The following is a 15,151-nucleotide window of genomic DNA, read 5'->3' on the forward strand; positions in this document are numbered from 1 at the left end:
GCACGATCTTGTCGCGCCAAGCGCCAAGCCTCCTGCGGCGACATGCAACTAGACGGCAGCGGTGCCGCCGTGCTATCGCGGCTAAACTGCTCAGCGAGTTGGGCTCGATGGGCAATGGTGTCGCGATAAGGTATTGCGATAACATTCTGTCGATAATAATTGGCAACTTCGACGATGGCCAGGACGACGAAGACGCTCCGAAAGACACTGGCGCTTGGCATAGTCAAGGTCTTGAAACGTAAGCGTCAGCGGAACCCGTCTGGCGAGTAGCGGGCATCGATGAGAAGGCAACGGATTCACGGTAGGCGGGAGTGGAGCGATGGCCGGTACGAGCGGACGAGCAAAGGCAAGGCATGACCGACACGGTATGAATCCCGCCGTAAGCCGCTCGATCATCTGCCTCCGCCCCTCAAACCATGCGGTTATACACAACTGTCTCCATCATCGACGGATCGTAACCCTCGCAAAGTCTTCGCAGCGACATGAACTTCTTTCAGGCCAAGCCAAATCGTCTTCACGCCGGGCTCGCCATCGCTCTTGCGGCCGAGGAAGCCGCCAAGTCGTGCAATCAGGCGAAGCACTTCATTCAGCGTTGGCTTGGCAGGCTGTTTGACACGGGTCAGCAGGTAGGCGCCTCGTATTTCATCCGGGTCGAAGAACAAGTCAGCGTCCAGATCCGGACAAGTGCGTCCGAGTCGCATCAGATGCGCTATGCGCCAAGCGACGACCATGAACAACGCCAAAGCGCGCTCAAGACGTTCTATTGCCGACAACTGGAGCGCTTCAACGCGACAGGCGTTCTTCAGGATGTTGAACAGCGTCTCTATCTCCCAGCGCGCGCGGTACCAGTCAATAAGCTCTCTCGCATCGTCCAGACCGGCTGCACTGCGATTTGTCAGGAGGCGCCACTCGATTGGCTTGACGCCGGCAGGCGCATCAAACTCACGTGCAACGATGCTCGTCGCCGCGACCGTCTTGCCCTTACCTGCAGGCAGATCAACCCGTTGCACCCAGAGTTGCTGGCGCACGGTGCGGGCTTTGATGCCATGGCGCGATCCCATTGTGAAAGCGATCTCGCCAATGGGCTTGCCGCTGACCGTGCGTTGCCACAGCTTCTCGCCATCCGGCAGGCAGCGATTGTGGGTAGCACGAATAAGCCAGTCAGCGGGCGTACCGAGTTCTTGGGTACGCAGCATCAACGCCATCAAATCTGCTTCACGGTCAGCGACGTAGACCAAGCGTGTGCTGGGCAGCTCCACGGCCATTTCGGCAATGCGCTCGTAACCTTCAATCCAACGCAAGCTTTCCTTTGGGCCGCCGCGTTTGCCGAATTTATCCCGCTTCTCGCGCGCCCACATCCATGCGTCCAGCACACCAAGTGGTTCGCGTTGCGGCGTGACGGCGTAGGTAGCGATACATACCCCGCTGCGCCTCATAGCTAAGCGGCCCCAGTCCGGTCGCCCCTTGACCGTTAAAATCAAGTTCCGTTGTATCCTGCAAGCACAGCACGACTGGTTCAGCCCCCATTCTCTGCTGAGTCTGCTGCCAGTGCGGCGTCAGAATATCGCGCCAGTCAACGCTGTCGTTGCCAAAGAAGCGATACGCTCCCATGGTCTCGCTCCAGCCGTGGCACGCCTTCGGTACGCTGGCCATCGGATCGGCCGCAAATCGCTCCATCAACATCCTCGCTCGCTTGTCGAGGCGCGCATCACCGAGATCCAGGTGGGCAAACTCAGTCGCTGCCCAGTGTGTCGATTCAATCGTCAACGCGTCACCCAAAATGCGACAGTAAACGCGAGACTTAGAGAGTTTACAAGTGCCGCTTCAAGTCGTTGAAAGTAAACGTTTTTCGTAGGCGCTTCAGTCGCTTGGGAGTGTCAAAGATGTGTAAAACCGCATGCCCTCAAACAGGTACGGATAGATCACCTTTCGATTCTCTTTAATCTAAGCGAAAAACCCATTGTGACAGTGCCAGACTTCTTTCTTCAAAACAATATTGATAACCTTTCTAAGTCCGCGACCACGCTATCGAAGCTCGGTATCTTTGCCGGCGGCGTCTGTATCACTTTCTATTCCTTAGAAATTGGCTACTTTCCGCAGGAACTCTCGGTCGGCGACGGAGTGCTTTTTTGATGGCCGCTGGGTGTTTTGGTATCGTTTACGCACTCTTCGTTACTGGCCTTGTCTCGTTAGGCATATTCTTCTCCCCAGTTATCCGTAGGCTCTTCGGTTTGCTTGCTTGGGGCATCAATCGATTCAGCAGGCATCCAAAGAAACCTGAATATGACCTTGCGCCGTTTGCGTGGGTTAGTGCCGTGCTGTCCATATTCGCGTTGACTGTAATCGTTGCGATTGGGACGCGGGAAACCACTGCCTACTGGAATCTTCCTCTGCTGTCCCTGGGATTATATCTATTCTATTCGATTTACCTTTCGGCCGGAAAAAAGCTGAAAAAGATTGAATCTGTCCAGAAAGCCGTCGTGCACACGACGAGAAGGAGAAAATCGCGAAAATAGGAGATCCGGAACGACTCAGACGGGCCCAGTTGGCCAGTATGTTAACAATACTGCTCATGCCGCTACTCCTTGGACGCGTTTCTGGTCAGATTCTCGATGCAGCCATGCGGTTCGCCAAGGTCCGGCTGGAGCATCCGGCAATCTTTGTCAAATCGCCGTACGCACTAATGTTACCTAATAACCTGGTCTCAAAGGAGCACGGAAGTCTAGCGGAATATACAAGATTTGACGGCACGGTCGTGCTCTTCAACGGCTTCGGCAAGAACACGATCGTCTCCTTCCCTGACGGGGAAACGACCCGCACACTCAAAATTCCGAATGACCAGATAATAGTTGAATAGCCTTGAGTTGAGCACGCTCTTTGACTCGCAATCTCGGGTCCACCCTAGTAGGGGTCATCGTACTTTTTTCCAAAACCTGGCGGTCGGTGGCTGGAAAGCCTGGCGCAGCAAGGGTTAGTCGTTGCTGACCAACTGTGATATATCACTAAACACAAGCTTTTGAATTACATAGCCTTTTCGATGCAATCCGCCAGAATTCGCACAAAAAGTACGATGACCCCGATTACCGCGCAACTGTCCCGACCACAAAAATTTCGCAAAAATGAATCGAGTCGGACAGCGATCATGATGCCCGTTGCAACGGAAATTTGACCGTAAACTTCGTTTTTCCTTGATAACTTTCTGCCTGAACGGCACCACGATGAAGTTTCGCGATTTTACTAACAAGATAGAGCCCCAGCCCGGATCCGGGGAACAATTTTCCCTCCCTACCTCGGTAATTCTTTTGAAATAGCATTGGTAACTCATTTTCCGCAATCGGGTTTCCCTCATTCACTACGCTAATCTCGAGCTCCTCGTTTATGTTGAGCGTGACCGAGACGCAAACTGGTCGTCCCGGATATGAGTGCCGTATAGCATTGGCGATCAGATTCCGAATCGCTATCCGTAACAACTCTACGTCACAGGAGCAAAGTGGAACAGCCGTTGGCACATCCAGCAACATTCGGTCCTCGGGCCACTCTGCCACAAGGTCCTGCAGCAACGTAATCACAGAGCACCGGTCGAATCGGCGCGCGTCGAAGGAATTAGCTCGATCTAGCGTGAGATAGTCATCCATCATGATACGCATACGCTGCACTGCAGCACGAATATTTTGATGTCGCTGCTGATCCTTGACGGACAATACTTCCATACTCTCGGATAATCTCTGCATGAGGATGTCGATCACCGCCAAGGGGGCGCGAAACTCATGCGAGACCATTGCGACAAGTTCTCTATATTCTCGATTGGAGGTCCGTTCTTCTTGCAACGTGACATTCACTTCGTCGACGAGATCCCGCAGGCCCTCCTCCAGGATCTCGCGGATATCCAATTGGGAGGATATGAGCGCGTTTCCTTTCGCTATTGGCACTGCGCTTATGGCATTGTCTTGAATATCCAGCTCCGGTTGGACCTGGCGTTCGCCTATACGCCGCGAGAGAGCAAGATTAGCGGCGCCGAGCGCCAGGTATGTCAATGCCATCGCTTCCAACGCGATCTCACGGACGGACTCCATTGAGCCCACGAACGGAACATCGATAAACTGTGAGAGCAAGATCAAACTGTAGGCAGCGTGCGCAACCAGAAAGTATCCTAGCCATCTCCGCCGGCTTCTCAAATAATGGATAGATCTCAGAAGCAAAAGAAGAATAGCAACTCCGGTGGTCTGAATCAGGACCATCTCCTCGGTCTCATGATGGCCCGATCGTTCCGCTAATATGCCGAGCACGCATGCAATGACAGCGAAACTGGCATAGCATCGCCAGTACCTTGTGGAGTGTGACATCTGCCCGTAAAGCCCCAGGAAACTTATCGCCGCAACGGCCTGCCAAATCAGCCACAGCATACATGGGCTTGTTTGGGAAAAGAAATTCGCGCTGCCAAGCGACGGCATCAATAAACCCAGCAGACAAGCATGTATTATTAGCAGCGAAGCGGCATTGAAGACGACAGAAGAGACGGCATGATCACCCATGCCACGCCAATATAGAAGCTGGAAGAGTAGTAATCCCAATCCACTGGCGAAGAACAGGCTATAATATAGCGAATCCGCAGACCAGCGGGAGTTGATTTGTGCAACTGGAATAAGCCTTAGCCGTAGATGACCGGAGGATGCAGACGTAAATCGTAGCATATCCAATTGGGAGGATATGAGCGCGTTTCCTTTCGCTATTGGCACTGCGCTTATGGCATTGTCTTGAATATCCAGCTCCGGTTGGACCTGGCGTTCGCCTATACGCCGCGAGAGAGCAAGATTAGCGGCGCCGAGCGCCAGGTATGTCAATGCCATCGCTTCCAACGCGATCTCACGGACGGACTCCATTGAGCCCACGAACGGAACATCGATAAACTGTGAGAGCAAGATCAAACTGTAGGCAGCGTGCGCAACCAGAAAGTATCCTAGCCATCTCCGCCGGCTTCTCAAATAATGGATAGATCTCAGAAGCAAAAGAAGAATAGCAACTCCGGTGGTCTGAATCAGGACCATCTCCTCGGTCTCATGATGGCCCGATCGTTCCGCTAATATGCCGAGCACGCATGCAATGACAGCGAAACTGGCATAGCATCGCCAGTACCTTGTGGAGTGTGACATCTGCCCGTAAAGCCCCAGGAAACTTATCGCCGCAACGGCCTGCCAAATCAGCCACAGCATACATGGGCTTGTTTGGGAAAAGAAATTCGCGCTGCCAAGCGACGGCATCAATAAACCCAGCAGACAAGCATGTATTATTAGCAGCGAAGCGGCATTGAAGACGACAGAAGAGACGGCATGATCACCCATGCCACGCCAATATAGAAGCTGGAAGAGTAGTAATCCCAATCCACTGGCGAAGAACAGGCTATAATATAGCGAATCCGCAGACCAGCGGGAGTTGATTTGTGCAACTGGAATAAGCCTTAGCCGTAGATGACCGGAGGATGCAGACGTAAATCGTAGCATGAAGCGTGAAGATCCCGAGGCAGTCGTCCCGATCTGCAAAGCTGGCTTCCAATGTTCAAACTCGCGAACATGCGGTCTCCCATCTTGCCGCTCTTCTAACAGCCCATTATAGCTAACCGCATAAAGATGTATATTGCTCACGAGCGGCTGGGAGAGTTCAATCAACGACTCCTCAATCCGTTGGCCTGGCTGTAGAGCGAGTTCAAAGCTCACCCATGTTGTTCCAGCCCGATAGGATATACCCTTTGAATTTTGGCGATGGCGGAACAATCCGGCCAGAAGGAAGACCTGCTCCGTAGTTAGAATGCCATCATCATCGTTAAATATCGCGATTTTCTGGATGTACTCGGATTGCAGGTTTGCATTCACTGAATGTCGATAAGCGCTATAGAAACCAAATCCGATTGAAAGGAGAATGATGGTAAGGAGGAGACCAGCTTCTCGGTTGAAAATAATCCGTAACATGATGGCAAAGTCGTCAAAGGATACATCTGCTAGGCACTCTCCGGAGATAAATGGGTGTTATCTCCTCCGGCGATCGGGAATCGGATCCGCCGCGGAGGCACTGCAGACCGTATGCAAGGCTCTGGTCTCAGAGCACGAAAGAATGCAGCCGCCGTCGGGCACCCCACAAGAGTCGGTGCAAAAAGCCCCCTCTCAAGGTTGGTTTAGTTCTTATAGTTCTGTAGTTTTCACGCAATCGCCCCCCATTTTTTAGCTTCATGCATCGCAATATCTGCGCGAGCAATGAATTTTGCTAAAGGCTCGGTTGGAATATACTGGGCGACACCAAAACTAACTGTCACTCGCTGGGAAAGCGGATTTTTGGAAAGCGATGGCTTGAGATCGCTTGACGTATTTTTTCGGCGACCGTTACCGCCTGCACCAGATCGGAGTTTCGCAATAGGATCAGGAATTCACGTCGCCACCATCGAACTAGGAGGTCATTAGATTGAATTTCCGCTCGGACTAGCTTGGCAAGCTTCCCCGCAATTTGATCGTCCGCTTCGCTGTTATGTCGCTCGCTCTCGTCATCTGAATTATCGATATCCAAATGGATCAGTGACAAGAAAGAGCCTTGGTCTTCTGCTTCACGCATTAGATTTGGCAAAATGGCTGACAATCCCGCTGAGCTCACTTCTCCTACCTGGATATACCCCTGGGCATGGCGGCGCCACCCATTTTGCACTTTCAATACCGCAAACAGTAAGGCCCCGAGGCAAACAAGAGCCAGTATCGTCGTTTTTGTTAGGTTGCGTGCCAACGCACCAATCGCTGTCACGAGCTCCTCATTGACATCCTGCTCTACCACCAAGTACCAGCCAAGCTCCGGGAGAAAGCGCGAATTAATAAGGAATGTACGACCGTTAGACTCATATTCGAGAGAAATAGGAGTCGTGGTACCATGCAGAATTTTATCCGCAATATCGCGCAGACCGTATAGACCCCGAATCGTTCTGTCAGCACCAGACAATATTTTCCCCGTTAATACAATATCGCCGCTGGGTGTGACAAAATAGATATTACGATGGAACCTCTGCTGGTAAGATGCCACCATCGTCGACATCGCGTCCAGCGCGAGTCCAATACCAGTTATACCAAGGAATTCACCTCGATAGTCGTAGACACGATAATTGACAAATATTGTCATCATATTGCCGTTCGCCTGATCACTGTCCACCTCGGTTCTGTACGGTGTTTGCATGGTCCGCGCCGAAAAGTACCAAGTGTCGTGAGGATCCTCAGCCTTTAGCCTCTTTAAGATACCACCGGCATAATAATACTGGCGAGTTCTATCGGATATCAGATATGCGGTGAAGGCACCGTATTTGCGCTTTACTTCGGCAAGGTACTTGACCATCGAGCCCATATCACGCTCCCCGTCCAATATCCAATCCCGTACGAAGGTATCTTGCGCCATGAGCGATGATATTAGCACCGGCTTGAGAACATCGCGCTGAATTTCGGTATATATATTGTCTCCGGTTAGCGGGAGCATCTGCTCGGAAAGGTAGTTATGGATAATATATTTGGATAGATTATAGGCCGATGTAATGTTTAACGGTATACCAATAGCAAGAAATACCACAACCCACGTGAACGCGGCATGCCGCCGGGCCAGCTGCCGCCATTTCCTTGACATCTTCTCACCCATCTTTCCCCCGCTTATTATTCTCTAATTATTGTTTGTTAGTCCCTGCGCATCTCGACGGTGGCAGAGAATGTGTAACCAACGCTGTGAATTGTTTTCACGGGCAAGTCAATACCACACGCCTCGATGACCTTTCGGCGTAATCGTCGCATTTGGGTATCAAGGCGCCGTTGGTCATAGTCGAGGTAATCCCTCCCGAGAGCTGCGACAAGTTGTCTGCGTGTTACCGGTTGCCCGCACCCCTCGATCAATGTTCGCAAGACGATAAAATCCTGCGCACTTAACCCAATGGGTGGAATGGCTTTGCTGGATGACGGTGGAATGAGTTTCCAGTTGGTTGCATCTAAGATCCAGCTACTCACGATCGTTGTTTTCTGCGCCGTCATTCGTCGATGTAATGTGCTGACCGTCGACATCAACTCCTCCAACTGAATTGGTTTTACCAAGTAGTAGTCGGCGCCGCCCTGCAATCCGGAAACTCTGTCCGGCAATCCTCCCCTAGCGGTGCAGACAATGATGCCGGTCTGGTAGCCTCGATCGCGAATCTCATAAATAACTTCGGTCCCCTGTCCATCGGGGAGTCCGAGGTCGAGTATCACGATCCTGTGTATATCGGGAAGGAATATTTCCCGAAAATCAGCAATGGTTGCGGCAGAGATAACCGTGTTACCGAAGGATTCGAGATACTCGGCAATCTCGTCCCGGAGAATTTCCTCATCCTCAAGAAAGATTATATTAACCATTTGTCTGTCTGAAAATTAATCCAGCAGGTATTTACTGCTGACGTGGCGTAAATGAAGACCTCACCGAAGGTATGGCAGCTGACGTTCTGCTTCTCTTTATTTCGAGAGAGAACCGAATTCTCCCCTTCGAAAAGATCGCCCCCAAAAATGTACGCAAGCTGCGCGAGCTTCAAGGGGGCGCCGCGGAAAGAAATGGGAGGGCCACAACACCGGCTGGATCGCGGGGGGGGACAGCGTTGCCATGGCGGTTGACGCCAGTCAAGCCAAACGCGGTCCGTTACATATTGCGGGAAAGGCACCGCATTTCGATCACTCTTAATGCCAGAATGGGCAATATTCATATTAAATAATTGTGAAACGGTCTAGAGGTACATTGCGACAAAATCCCAGCAGCCACCCACCCGGCAACTGAATACGAACGCCGACTTGCACCGCGAGGGAGTGCAAGACCCAGCTTGCTCTCCCGCTAGGGACGGCGGGAAATCCATCGAGGGTCGCCACCGACAATGTGCGACGAACCTGGCGGGCCACTATGAAATCAGATGAAAACCATATGTATCTTTTGTCGTCGATCTTGATATTGCTTGCCTCCGGTTCACCGCACTTACCCGCGACTAGCAAATGCGTCGCGCTTCAATAGCTGAATGTCTGTGGCGGATCTATGTCACCCAATTACCTCATCTGGACCCATTGCAATAGGAACGCACCAGGCGTTTGTCAGGCCGACAGTTGTGATCAAACCTAAGACATCTAGCGAATGCTCATATGCCAAGTCGACTAAGCCAAAATCGGGAAAGTGCCTCGGTGACCATGACCATCGATCTCAAAAATTGTCAACCCACAACAAAGGGTTAGCATTCCGAGCATAGATGCGGTGGTCATGCTCACGGTTCATAAACTCACATTTCATACGAATCGGTGATCCGATATCTGAGCAATTGCGAGTACTTCTGGGTTAATTCACCTTGTGTGCGCAATCGCAATGGCAGTCTGGCCCAAGATAGGCCGCAAAATACAATTGCGATTAGCCTGCGCCTGCCCTTGACGAGCGACGAGGTTCGCGCGGCGATCGATAGTGGATCGTTTCGCCATCCCACCTTGGTTCTCATCCGTTTGCACGGGAAACCCCGACCTTCAGGCCGGGGAGGGATAGCACGCGACGCGAAGCGTCGCCCCTGTGCCCGCTCTCCTTGGTAGATTGCGCTACGAGAGTAACCGTATCCGTCGCCGCGCTGCACGATTCTGCAATAGCGGTGAGAGATACCCTGGACCACCCCCAAGGTGGTCTGAATGTTGAATGATCCTGTGGCGCGGAGGGCCACCCGGCCAATATGTTATCCGACCTTTTGCCCGGTAGGGACATCGGCTCGCACCATCTCTCCAGTCTGGAACCCAAATGCTCGCTTGCTACGCATCAGGTAGCTGCGCGGGAATCCCGTCGCCGTGAGCCTTGTGCGTTGATAAGCGCCGAGACGGGCACCACGACCCCAAAGCAGACTGAGTCGATAGCGTGCGTCTTGGCTACATCGAGGCACCGGCGGTTGTACTTCGTGCGACCACCGGACCCCGTCTCAACCGGCAAACCAATAGCCCTTAGTACGTGGCACAGGGACCAGCGCGTCATATTGACGGCCGCGCGTCGGGAAGTGGCGCTTTCGCCCGGGCCAGGATGCGCTGTAAGCGCTCCGGATCTTTGCACAGGAACTCTGCCAAGGTCCGCGCGGCCTTCTTGCGATTGAGCACGCTGGCGAGCGTCAGATTTAAAGCTCGGTCGGAGCCACCGGCAGCCCGGGCCACGATATGCTCAATTTCGCGCGGCGTCACACGTCGGGGTCTTGCATCGCCTGCAATGTCAAAGCGCACCAACTCGGTGCTGATGGCAGTGATCGGCGCCAGCGCGCCAGGAATCTGCGCCCCCATGCCATCCTCGTGTCGACGCGGTGCTGCAGGCTGGGTGTGCCAGCCTGCACTCTGGCTTGCGACGGTTGTCGAAGCGAGTTGCGCGATAGTGCGCATGCGACCGCGCCGCGCACCTCGCATCGCCCAGCTAGCAGTCAGGCTCAGGCTGAACTGCATGCCTAGGTGAATCAACTCGGCAAGGGAAAGTATAGCGACATGGTGAGCTGAGCCAGTGGTGTCGGACTCCACGTCACGCACGATCGCGACGCCGATGGCCTTGGTGCCCGTATCCAGTTTGAGGCGCACCGCTTGCAGGCGGCAATTGGATTGCCGGAGATCCACCAACCGAATGGCGAACGGCATCAGCCGATGCGCGCGCGCTGCGGCCAAGCAGCAATATCGGTCGCTTCACGCTACACGGCATGAGCGGTTTTCCGCTCTTGTCCGACACAATAACTCCCACGGCAATCTCTCCTAATAGATAGATGCCCTTACGGGCTGGTGACGCCTCCCTCTCGGGAGGTCTGGTGAGTAGGCCCAAGGGATTACACCTAGCGTCTCTCGCAGGTAGGGGCGAGAACTGGCGCGCGCACCGGCAGGCGCCGGTGGTGATTCCACCGCTTTCGCGATGGCGCGCAAACCTGCAACCATGATCACGTTTCCAACTCGCCACGTCACACGCAGCATGCGGTATTCCCGCACTACGCCGCCGTGCCTGTAGCGGTACGAGGCACGCACGATCAGCTCGCCTTAATCGAGGAGCGCCTCCACGCCCTGCGCCTCGATGGCCTCGAACGTCACCCCGTCGATACCCAGAGCGCCATTGTTCTTTCTGGCCAGCGCATACGCTTCGCGTACAGCGCATCTTCCAGTGCTTCGTCGGACAGCCCATACCACTCCCTCGGGATAGTTCGGCTCAATCGCTGCCAAAAGCCGCTGCCATGGCACCACGCTTTCCATCTCGTCCAGGAAGTGCAGGAGACGAGTCACGCGCTTCTCGCCGTGGCTTTCCGCTTCCGCAAAACTGATCTATTGCTCCATATCTCACTCATCTCTTGGGCACCTACATGACAACGTTTCCAAGCCCCTCGGCGATGACTGCCACGCTGATTAAATCAGATTCGCTATCGAAGTCGGATTGGCTGTGTCTGTTGTAGATCGCTTTTATCGGCATTGCCACGTTGCAAGGGCTGTCGCGTAAGATGGCGCGATGAAGAAATCAAAATCTCTCTATCACGGTTACCGCTTCCCAGCGGCGGTCATCAGTTGTGCAGTGCGCTGGTATTTCCGATTTCAGCTCAGCCTGCGAGACATCAAAGAGTTGCTGTTCGAGCGCGGCGTGATCGTCAGCTACGAGACGATCCGCAAGCCGGGCACGACGTGGCATCTCGACGAGGTATTCGTCACGCTGCGTGGCGACCCTACCTGCTGTGGCGTGCGGTGGATCAGCACGGCGCCGAACTCGACGTCTTGCTACAGAAACGTCGGGACAAGGCTACCGCGAAATACGTCTTCAGGTGCGTGCTGGCAACTTGTCCGGAGGCGCCGCGCAACATCGTCACGGACCAATTGCGTAGCTACCCGGCCGCCAAGGCCGAGATCCCCGAGCCCGCGCAGGTCAAACACAAGTTCGTGAAGGATCCGTCCGCCGCCTTCTGAGTAGCACTCCGCTTGCCGATGTTGCGACCCGTCACCTTCAACGTGACAGCGCCGCGTGCGCTCTTCCAGGCACTGGCCCTTGCATTCTCTGGCAACGTACCCTCGCCTTTCTGAAGTCGGATGGGCTGAATAGTTACATAACTTAAGTAAAATTGTGCACTCATTGTCCTCACGACCGGCCGTGCTGGCTCATGCAATAGCGGTGAATGTTCTTGCTACCTTGGTGATCTGGGCGGCCTTGTCCCTTCCTGTCCTGGCACGCACGGTAGAAGTCACGGCAACCACAGACTTCCTGACTCTTGCACCCGTCGTTGACTATCTCGAGGATCCGTCCGGCCAACTTACACTCGAGGACGTCGAGTCACCTTCCCAGACCCCCAGGTTCCGCCCGGCATCCAAGGATGGCCCGGAGATCAATTTCAGCTTCTCCCTCTCCACCTATTGGCTCCGGTTCACCATCAAGCCAAGGCCAGGCATACCCCGGGACTGGCTGCTGGAAATCGCCTATCCCCTACTGGATAGGATTCAAGTTTACGTCCCCGACTCCGCCCCTATGGTCTCGGGAGACCACCTGCCCTTTACCGCACGCCCCATCGCCAGCAGAAGCTTCCTCTTCCCAGTGTATTTGAGCGGCGACGGACCGCAGACAGTCTATGTGAGTGTCGCGTCGCAAGGAGCGCTTACTATCCCTATGCACCTCTGGCGGCCGCAGGCATTCAGCCAGCACAGCCGGGACGAATACGCCTTCCTCGGCCTTTACTATGGGCTGTTGCTCAGCCTGCTTTTCCACAACATCGTCAAATTTATCTTTGTTCGCGACCTTGCGAGTATCTTCTATGTGGCAATGTGCATCAGCGTCGGCATCACGATGCTTTCGTTCAATGGATTGGGAAGCCAATACCTGTGGCCAGATTCGGCCTATTGGAACGATCGTTCGGTCCTCGTATGCGGCAGTTGTTCCGGGTTATTCGCCATCCTGTTCAGCCGCAGATTTCTGGCCACCAGACAAGTCGCACCAGGAGTCGACAGGCTGCTGCGGATCCAGCAGATCCTGTTTGCGCTCCTCGTGCCGGTCGCTCTCCTGTTCCCCTACCACTTCGTTTCGAAGATCATCACCCCCGCTCTTGCCTTATTGGGTTTTTCAATCGCGGGCGGATCCCTGCGTTGCCTATTCCTGAGGCAGCGTAGTGCCTATTGGTTTGTCTTCGGCTGGGGATTGTTAATGGTGGGGATGGTCGTCACAAGTCTGCGCATCTACGGCTGGCTCCCCGTCAATCCATTTACCGTCCACATTGTTCAAATTGGTTCCGCCATGGAGATGCTGCTCTTCTCCTTCGCGCTGGCAGACAAACATAGAGAAGCAAAAAAATTGGCAGCCAAAGCCTTACATGAAATCGAGGCAGCACAGGCCCAGCAGAACTTTGTAGCGATCTTTTCCCATGAACTCCGCAATCCCATTGCATCCATCTGCGCCCTCGCGGACAACCTGATCAGACTCGGCGCCAGCGCACCACTAAACATCGTCGACAAGTGTCAAAAGATTAAAGAGGTCGTGCAGCGCATCGACCTGCTAATAGAAAGCTATTTGACGGATAGCCAACTCAAGATCGGAAATTTCATCCCTCGGATGACGGCGTTCGATATCCGCGCCCTGATCACGGAACTGATAAGACAGCAATACCTACCCAGTCAACGGGTGCTGCTGAATAATTGCGATGGCGATCCGCTGATGATGATCGGCGACCCTCATCTTCTGTACCAAGCCATTTCCAACATTCTCGACAACGCTATTAAATATTCGCCGGCCGACATGAGTATCGAGGTTTCTGTCACTGAAATTGAAAAAGCCGCCGTAATCGAGATTCGCGATTATGGTGCCGGTGTTTATGAAAAAGAATTGGACCGCATATTCGAACCATTTTATCGCACTGGGCAGCGGCATGACGCCAGAGGAAACGGGCTGGGTCTTTGGATCGTCAAGCGCATTCTCGATCTTCATAAGGGCAGCATCCGAGCCCGTAGAAACGACGACGGAAACGGAACAACGTTCATCGCCACACTTCCGTTGACCTCGGTCGCTGACTTATAGTCTTCCGGACAGAGCAAATGGGGATTTCGTGGACCTGGGCTACGTTACCTCAGGCGGACAAGGCGACGTATAAAGCTGCAACCCAGCCTTTCCGTCGTAACATGCGAAAAATCTTCGTCGGCGTTCATGTTAACTCGGCGCTGTCATGTTGAAGGTGGCGGGTCGCAACATCGGCAGGCGGAGTGCCACTCAGAAGGCAGTGGACGAATTTTGGGCGATGCCAGTGAAAATACGCCACGAGTCGAACCGCGCGGCAAGCTGCTTGCGATAGAGCGAAGCGCGCAGCAGATATCGCTTGAGCGCATCGGTCAACCAGAAAGTTCGCCTGTATTCGCGGGTCGGGCGCGCGCTGATTGAGCTTGCCCCCGTAAAACGAATCCCTTGCTGAGCTTAAACTGACGCAAGGAGAGATGTGTTGAAGTGCCGCCATAGCAACGGCAGGTAGTTCTTGCCGCTGTAGGCCCGGACCTCGGCGCAGCTCTCACGCAAGGGCTCGAGGTTGCCGGTTGGCGCCAGATACTTGCGGACCCGCGCGCCCAGTTCGGTGTCATCCTCGTGGTCATCGACGATATTGACCACGCTGTCTAGCACGTCAACGAGGCTTTCCATCTGCTCACGCTGACGTGCTTGGATTTGCGTGAGTTCTTCCTTGGCGCGCTTGTGGATCGCCCCGATACGGCGGATGAACATTTCGGCCAGGTCGTCGCGAGCCCGCACGCGCATCTGGTGCAGCAGTGCTACGACCAGCGTATAACGGCGCTCTGGCTGAATTTCCTTCAGATTCGCCGCATCCAGACTCATCGCTTGCGAAGACAGGGACCGCAGCTTCGTGGCTGGCACGTCCTCGAGCACGTTGGCGTAGTCCCCAAAGCCTTCGAGCCACGTGAAGTGCTCGATCAGCAGAGAAATGTGCTTGCGCGAGGGCCGTAGCGCGTACCGCTTGATGGTGTTGTACGCCGTCTCTGGCGCTGATTGAATTCCCGTCTTAGCAGGGGGTCCAACTGGGCCATGTCGTCGTCAGCCAGGCGCCGCGCAACACGCCGGAACAGCGCCGTTTGCGTGCGTGCGTGAACTTGGCTATTTCTGCCCATCCCCCGAAAAGTGAAAATCT

General features: G+C 54.1%; 7 protein-coding genes and 5 pseudogenes. 4 read left to right on the forward strand and 8 right to left on the reverse strand.

Features of this window, described 5'->3' with window-relative positions; genetic code table 11:
• Positions 1–422: 422 nt before the first annotated feature.
• Positions 423–1,722, reverse strand: a pseudogene (locus tag OMK73_RS37805) (IS4 family transposase).
• Positions 1,723–1,968: 246 nt separating this feature from the next.
• Between OMK73_RS37805 and OMK73_RS37810 the strand changes: the two are divergent.
• Positions 1,969–2,133, forward strand: a complete 165-nt coding sequence (locus OMK73_RS37810; protein WP_267606786.1) for a hypothetical protein — start codon at positions 1,969–1,971, stop codon at positions 2,131–2,133.
• A 439-nt stretch (positions 2,134–2,572) separates the two neighbouring features.
• On the forward strand, positions 2,573–2,857 hold the full coding sequence (locus OMK73_RS37815; RefSeq protein ID WP_267606787.1) for a hypothetical protein: 285 nt from the start codon (positions 2,573–2,575) through the stop codon (positions 2,855–2,857).
• A gap of 283 nt (positions 2,858–3,140) precedes the next feature.
• Here OMK73_RS37815 and OMK73_RS37820 read toward each other — a convergent pair whose 3' ends face one another.
• The 5 genes and pseudogenes from OMK73_RS37820 to OMK73_RS37840 all read right to left on the reverse strand — a co-directional run.
• The gene (locus OMK73_RS37820; RefSeq protein ID WP_267606788.1) at positions 3,141–5,963 is read right to left on the reverse strand and encodes a sensor histidine kinase; all 2,823 of its coding nucleotides are present in this window, start codon (positions 5,961–5,963) and stop codon (positions 3,141–3,143) included.
• Between the two features lie 337 nt (positions 5,964–6,300).
• Positions 6,301–7,653: a cache domain-containing protein gene (locus tag OMK73_RS37825; protein WP_267606789.1), complete on the reverse strand. Its 1,353-nt coding sequence runs from the start codon at positions 7,651–7,653 to the stop codon at positions 6,301–6,303.
• A gap of 35 nt (positions 7,654–7,688) precedes the next feature.
• Complete coding sequence (locus tag OMK73_RS37830; protein WP_267606790.1) at positions 7,689–8,393, reverse strand: response regulator transcription factor; 705 nt, start codon at positions 8,391–8,393, stop codon at positions 7,689–7,691.
• A gap of 1,620 nt (positions 8,394–10,013) precedes the next feature.
• Complete coding sequence (locus OMK73_RS37835) at positions 10,014–10,655, reverse strand: RRXRR domain-containing protein (protein WP_267606791.1); 642 nt, start codon at positions 10,653–10,655, stop codon at positions 10,014–10,016.
• A 491-nt stretch (positions 10,656–11,146) separates the two neighbouring features.
• Positions 11,147–11,321: pseudogene (locus tag OMK73_RS37840) on the reverse strand (IS5/IS1182 family transposase); the annotation flags it as partial.
• A 181-nt stretch (positions 11,322–11,502) separates the two neighbouring features.
• On the opposite strand from OMK73_RS37840, the pseudogene OMK73_RS37845 reads away from it, so the two are divergent.
• Both OMK73_RS37845 and OMK73_RS37850 read left to right on the forward strand, forming a co-directional pair.
• Positions 11,503–11,930 (forward strand): annotated as a pseudogene (locus OMK73_RS37845) (IS6 family transposase); the annotation flags it as partial.
• Positions 11,931–12,132: 202 nt separating this feature from the next.
• Positions 12,133–14,040 carry a sensor histidine kinase gene (locus OMK73_RS37850; protein ID WP_267606792.1) on the forward strand — a complete coding sequence of 636 codons (1,908 nt, stop codon included), beginning with the start codon at positions 12,133–12,135 and terminating at the stop codon, positions 14,038–14,040.
• Between the two features lie 189 nt (positions 14,041–14,229).
• On the opposite strand, the pseudogene OMK73_RS37855 reads toward OMK73_RS37850, so the two are convergent.
• Together OMK73_RS37855 and OMK73_RS37860 are read right to left on the reverse strand one after the other, a co-directional pair.
• Positions 14,230–14,343, reverse strand: a pseudogene (locus OMK73_RS37855) (IS6 family transposase); the annotation flags it as partial.
• 114 nt (positions 14,344–14,457) lie between these two features.
• Positions 14,458–15,116: pseudogene (locus OMK73_RS37860) on the reverse strand (Tn3 family transposase); the annotation flags it as partial.
• Positions 15,117–15,151 lie beyond the last annotated feature (35 nt).

This window comes from Cupriavidus sp. D39 (genome assembly GCF_026627925.1).
Taxonomy (GTDB): Bacteria; Pseudomonadota; Gammaproteobacteria; order Burkholderiales; family Burkholderiaceae; genus Cupriavidus; species Cupriavidus ulmosensis.

Excerpts from the sequence above, each read along its gene's own strand:
- OMK73_RS37815 (WP_267606787.1), top strand. The coding sequence starts at position 2,573 with ATGCCGCTACTCCTTGGACGCGTTTCTGGTCAGATTCTCGATGCAGCC.
- OMK73_RS37820 (WP_267606788.1), bottom strand. The coding sequence starts at position 5,963 with ATGTTACGGATTATTTTCAACCGAGAAGCTGGTCTCCTCCTTACCATC.
- OMK73_RS37825 (WP_267606789.1), bottom strand. The coding sequence starts at position 7,653 with ATGGGTGAGAAGATGTCAAGGAAATGGCGGCAGCTGGCCCGGCGGCAT.
- OMK73_RS37830 (WP_267606790.1), bottom strand. The coding sequence starts at position 8,393 with ATGGTTAATATAATCTTTCTTGAGGATGAGGAAATTCTCCGGGACGAG.
- OMK73_RS37835 (WP_267606791.1), bottom strand. The coding sequence starts at position 10,655 with ATGCCGTTCGCCATTCGGTTGGTGGATCTCCGGCAATCCAATTGCCGC.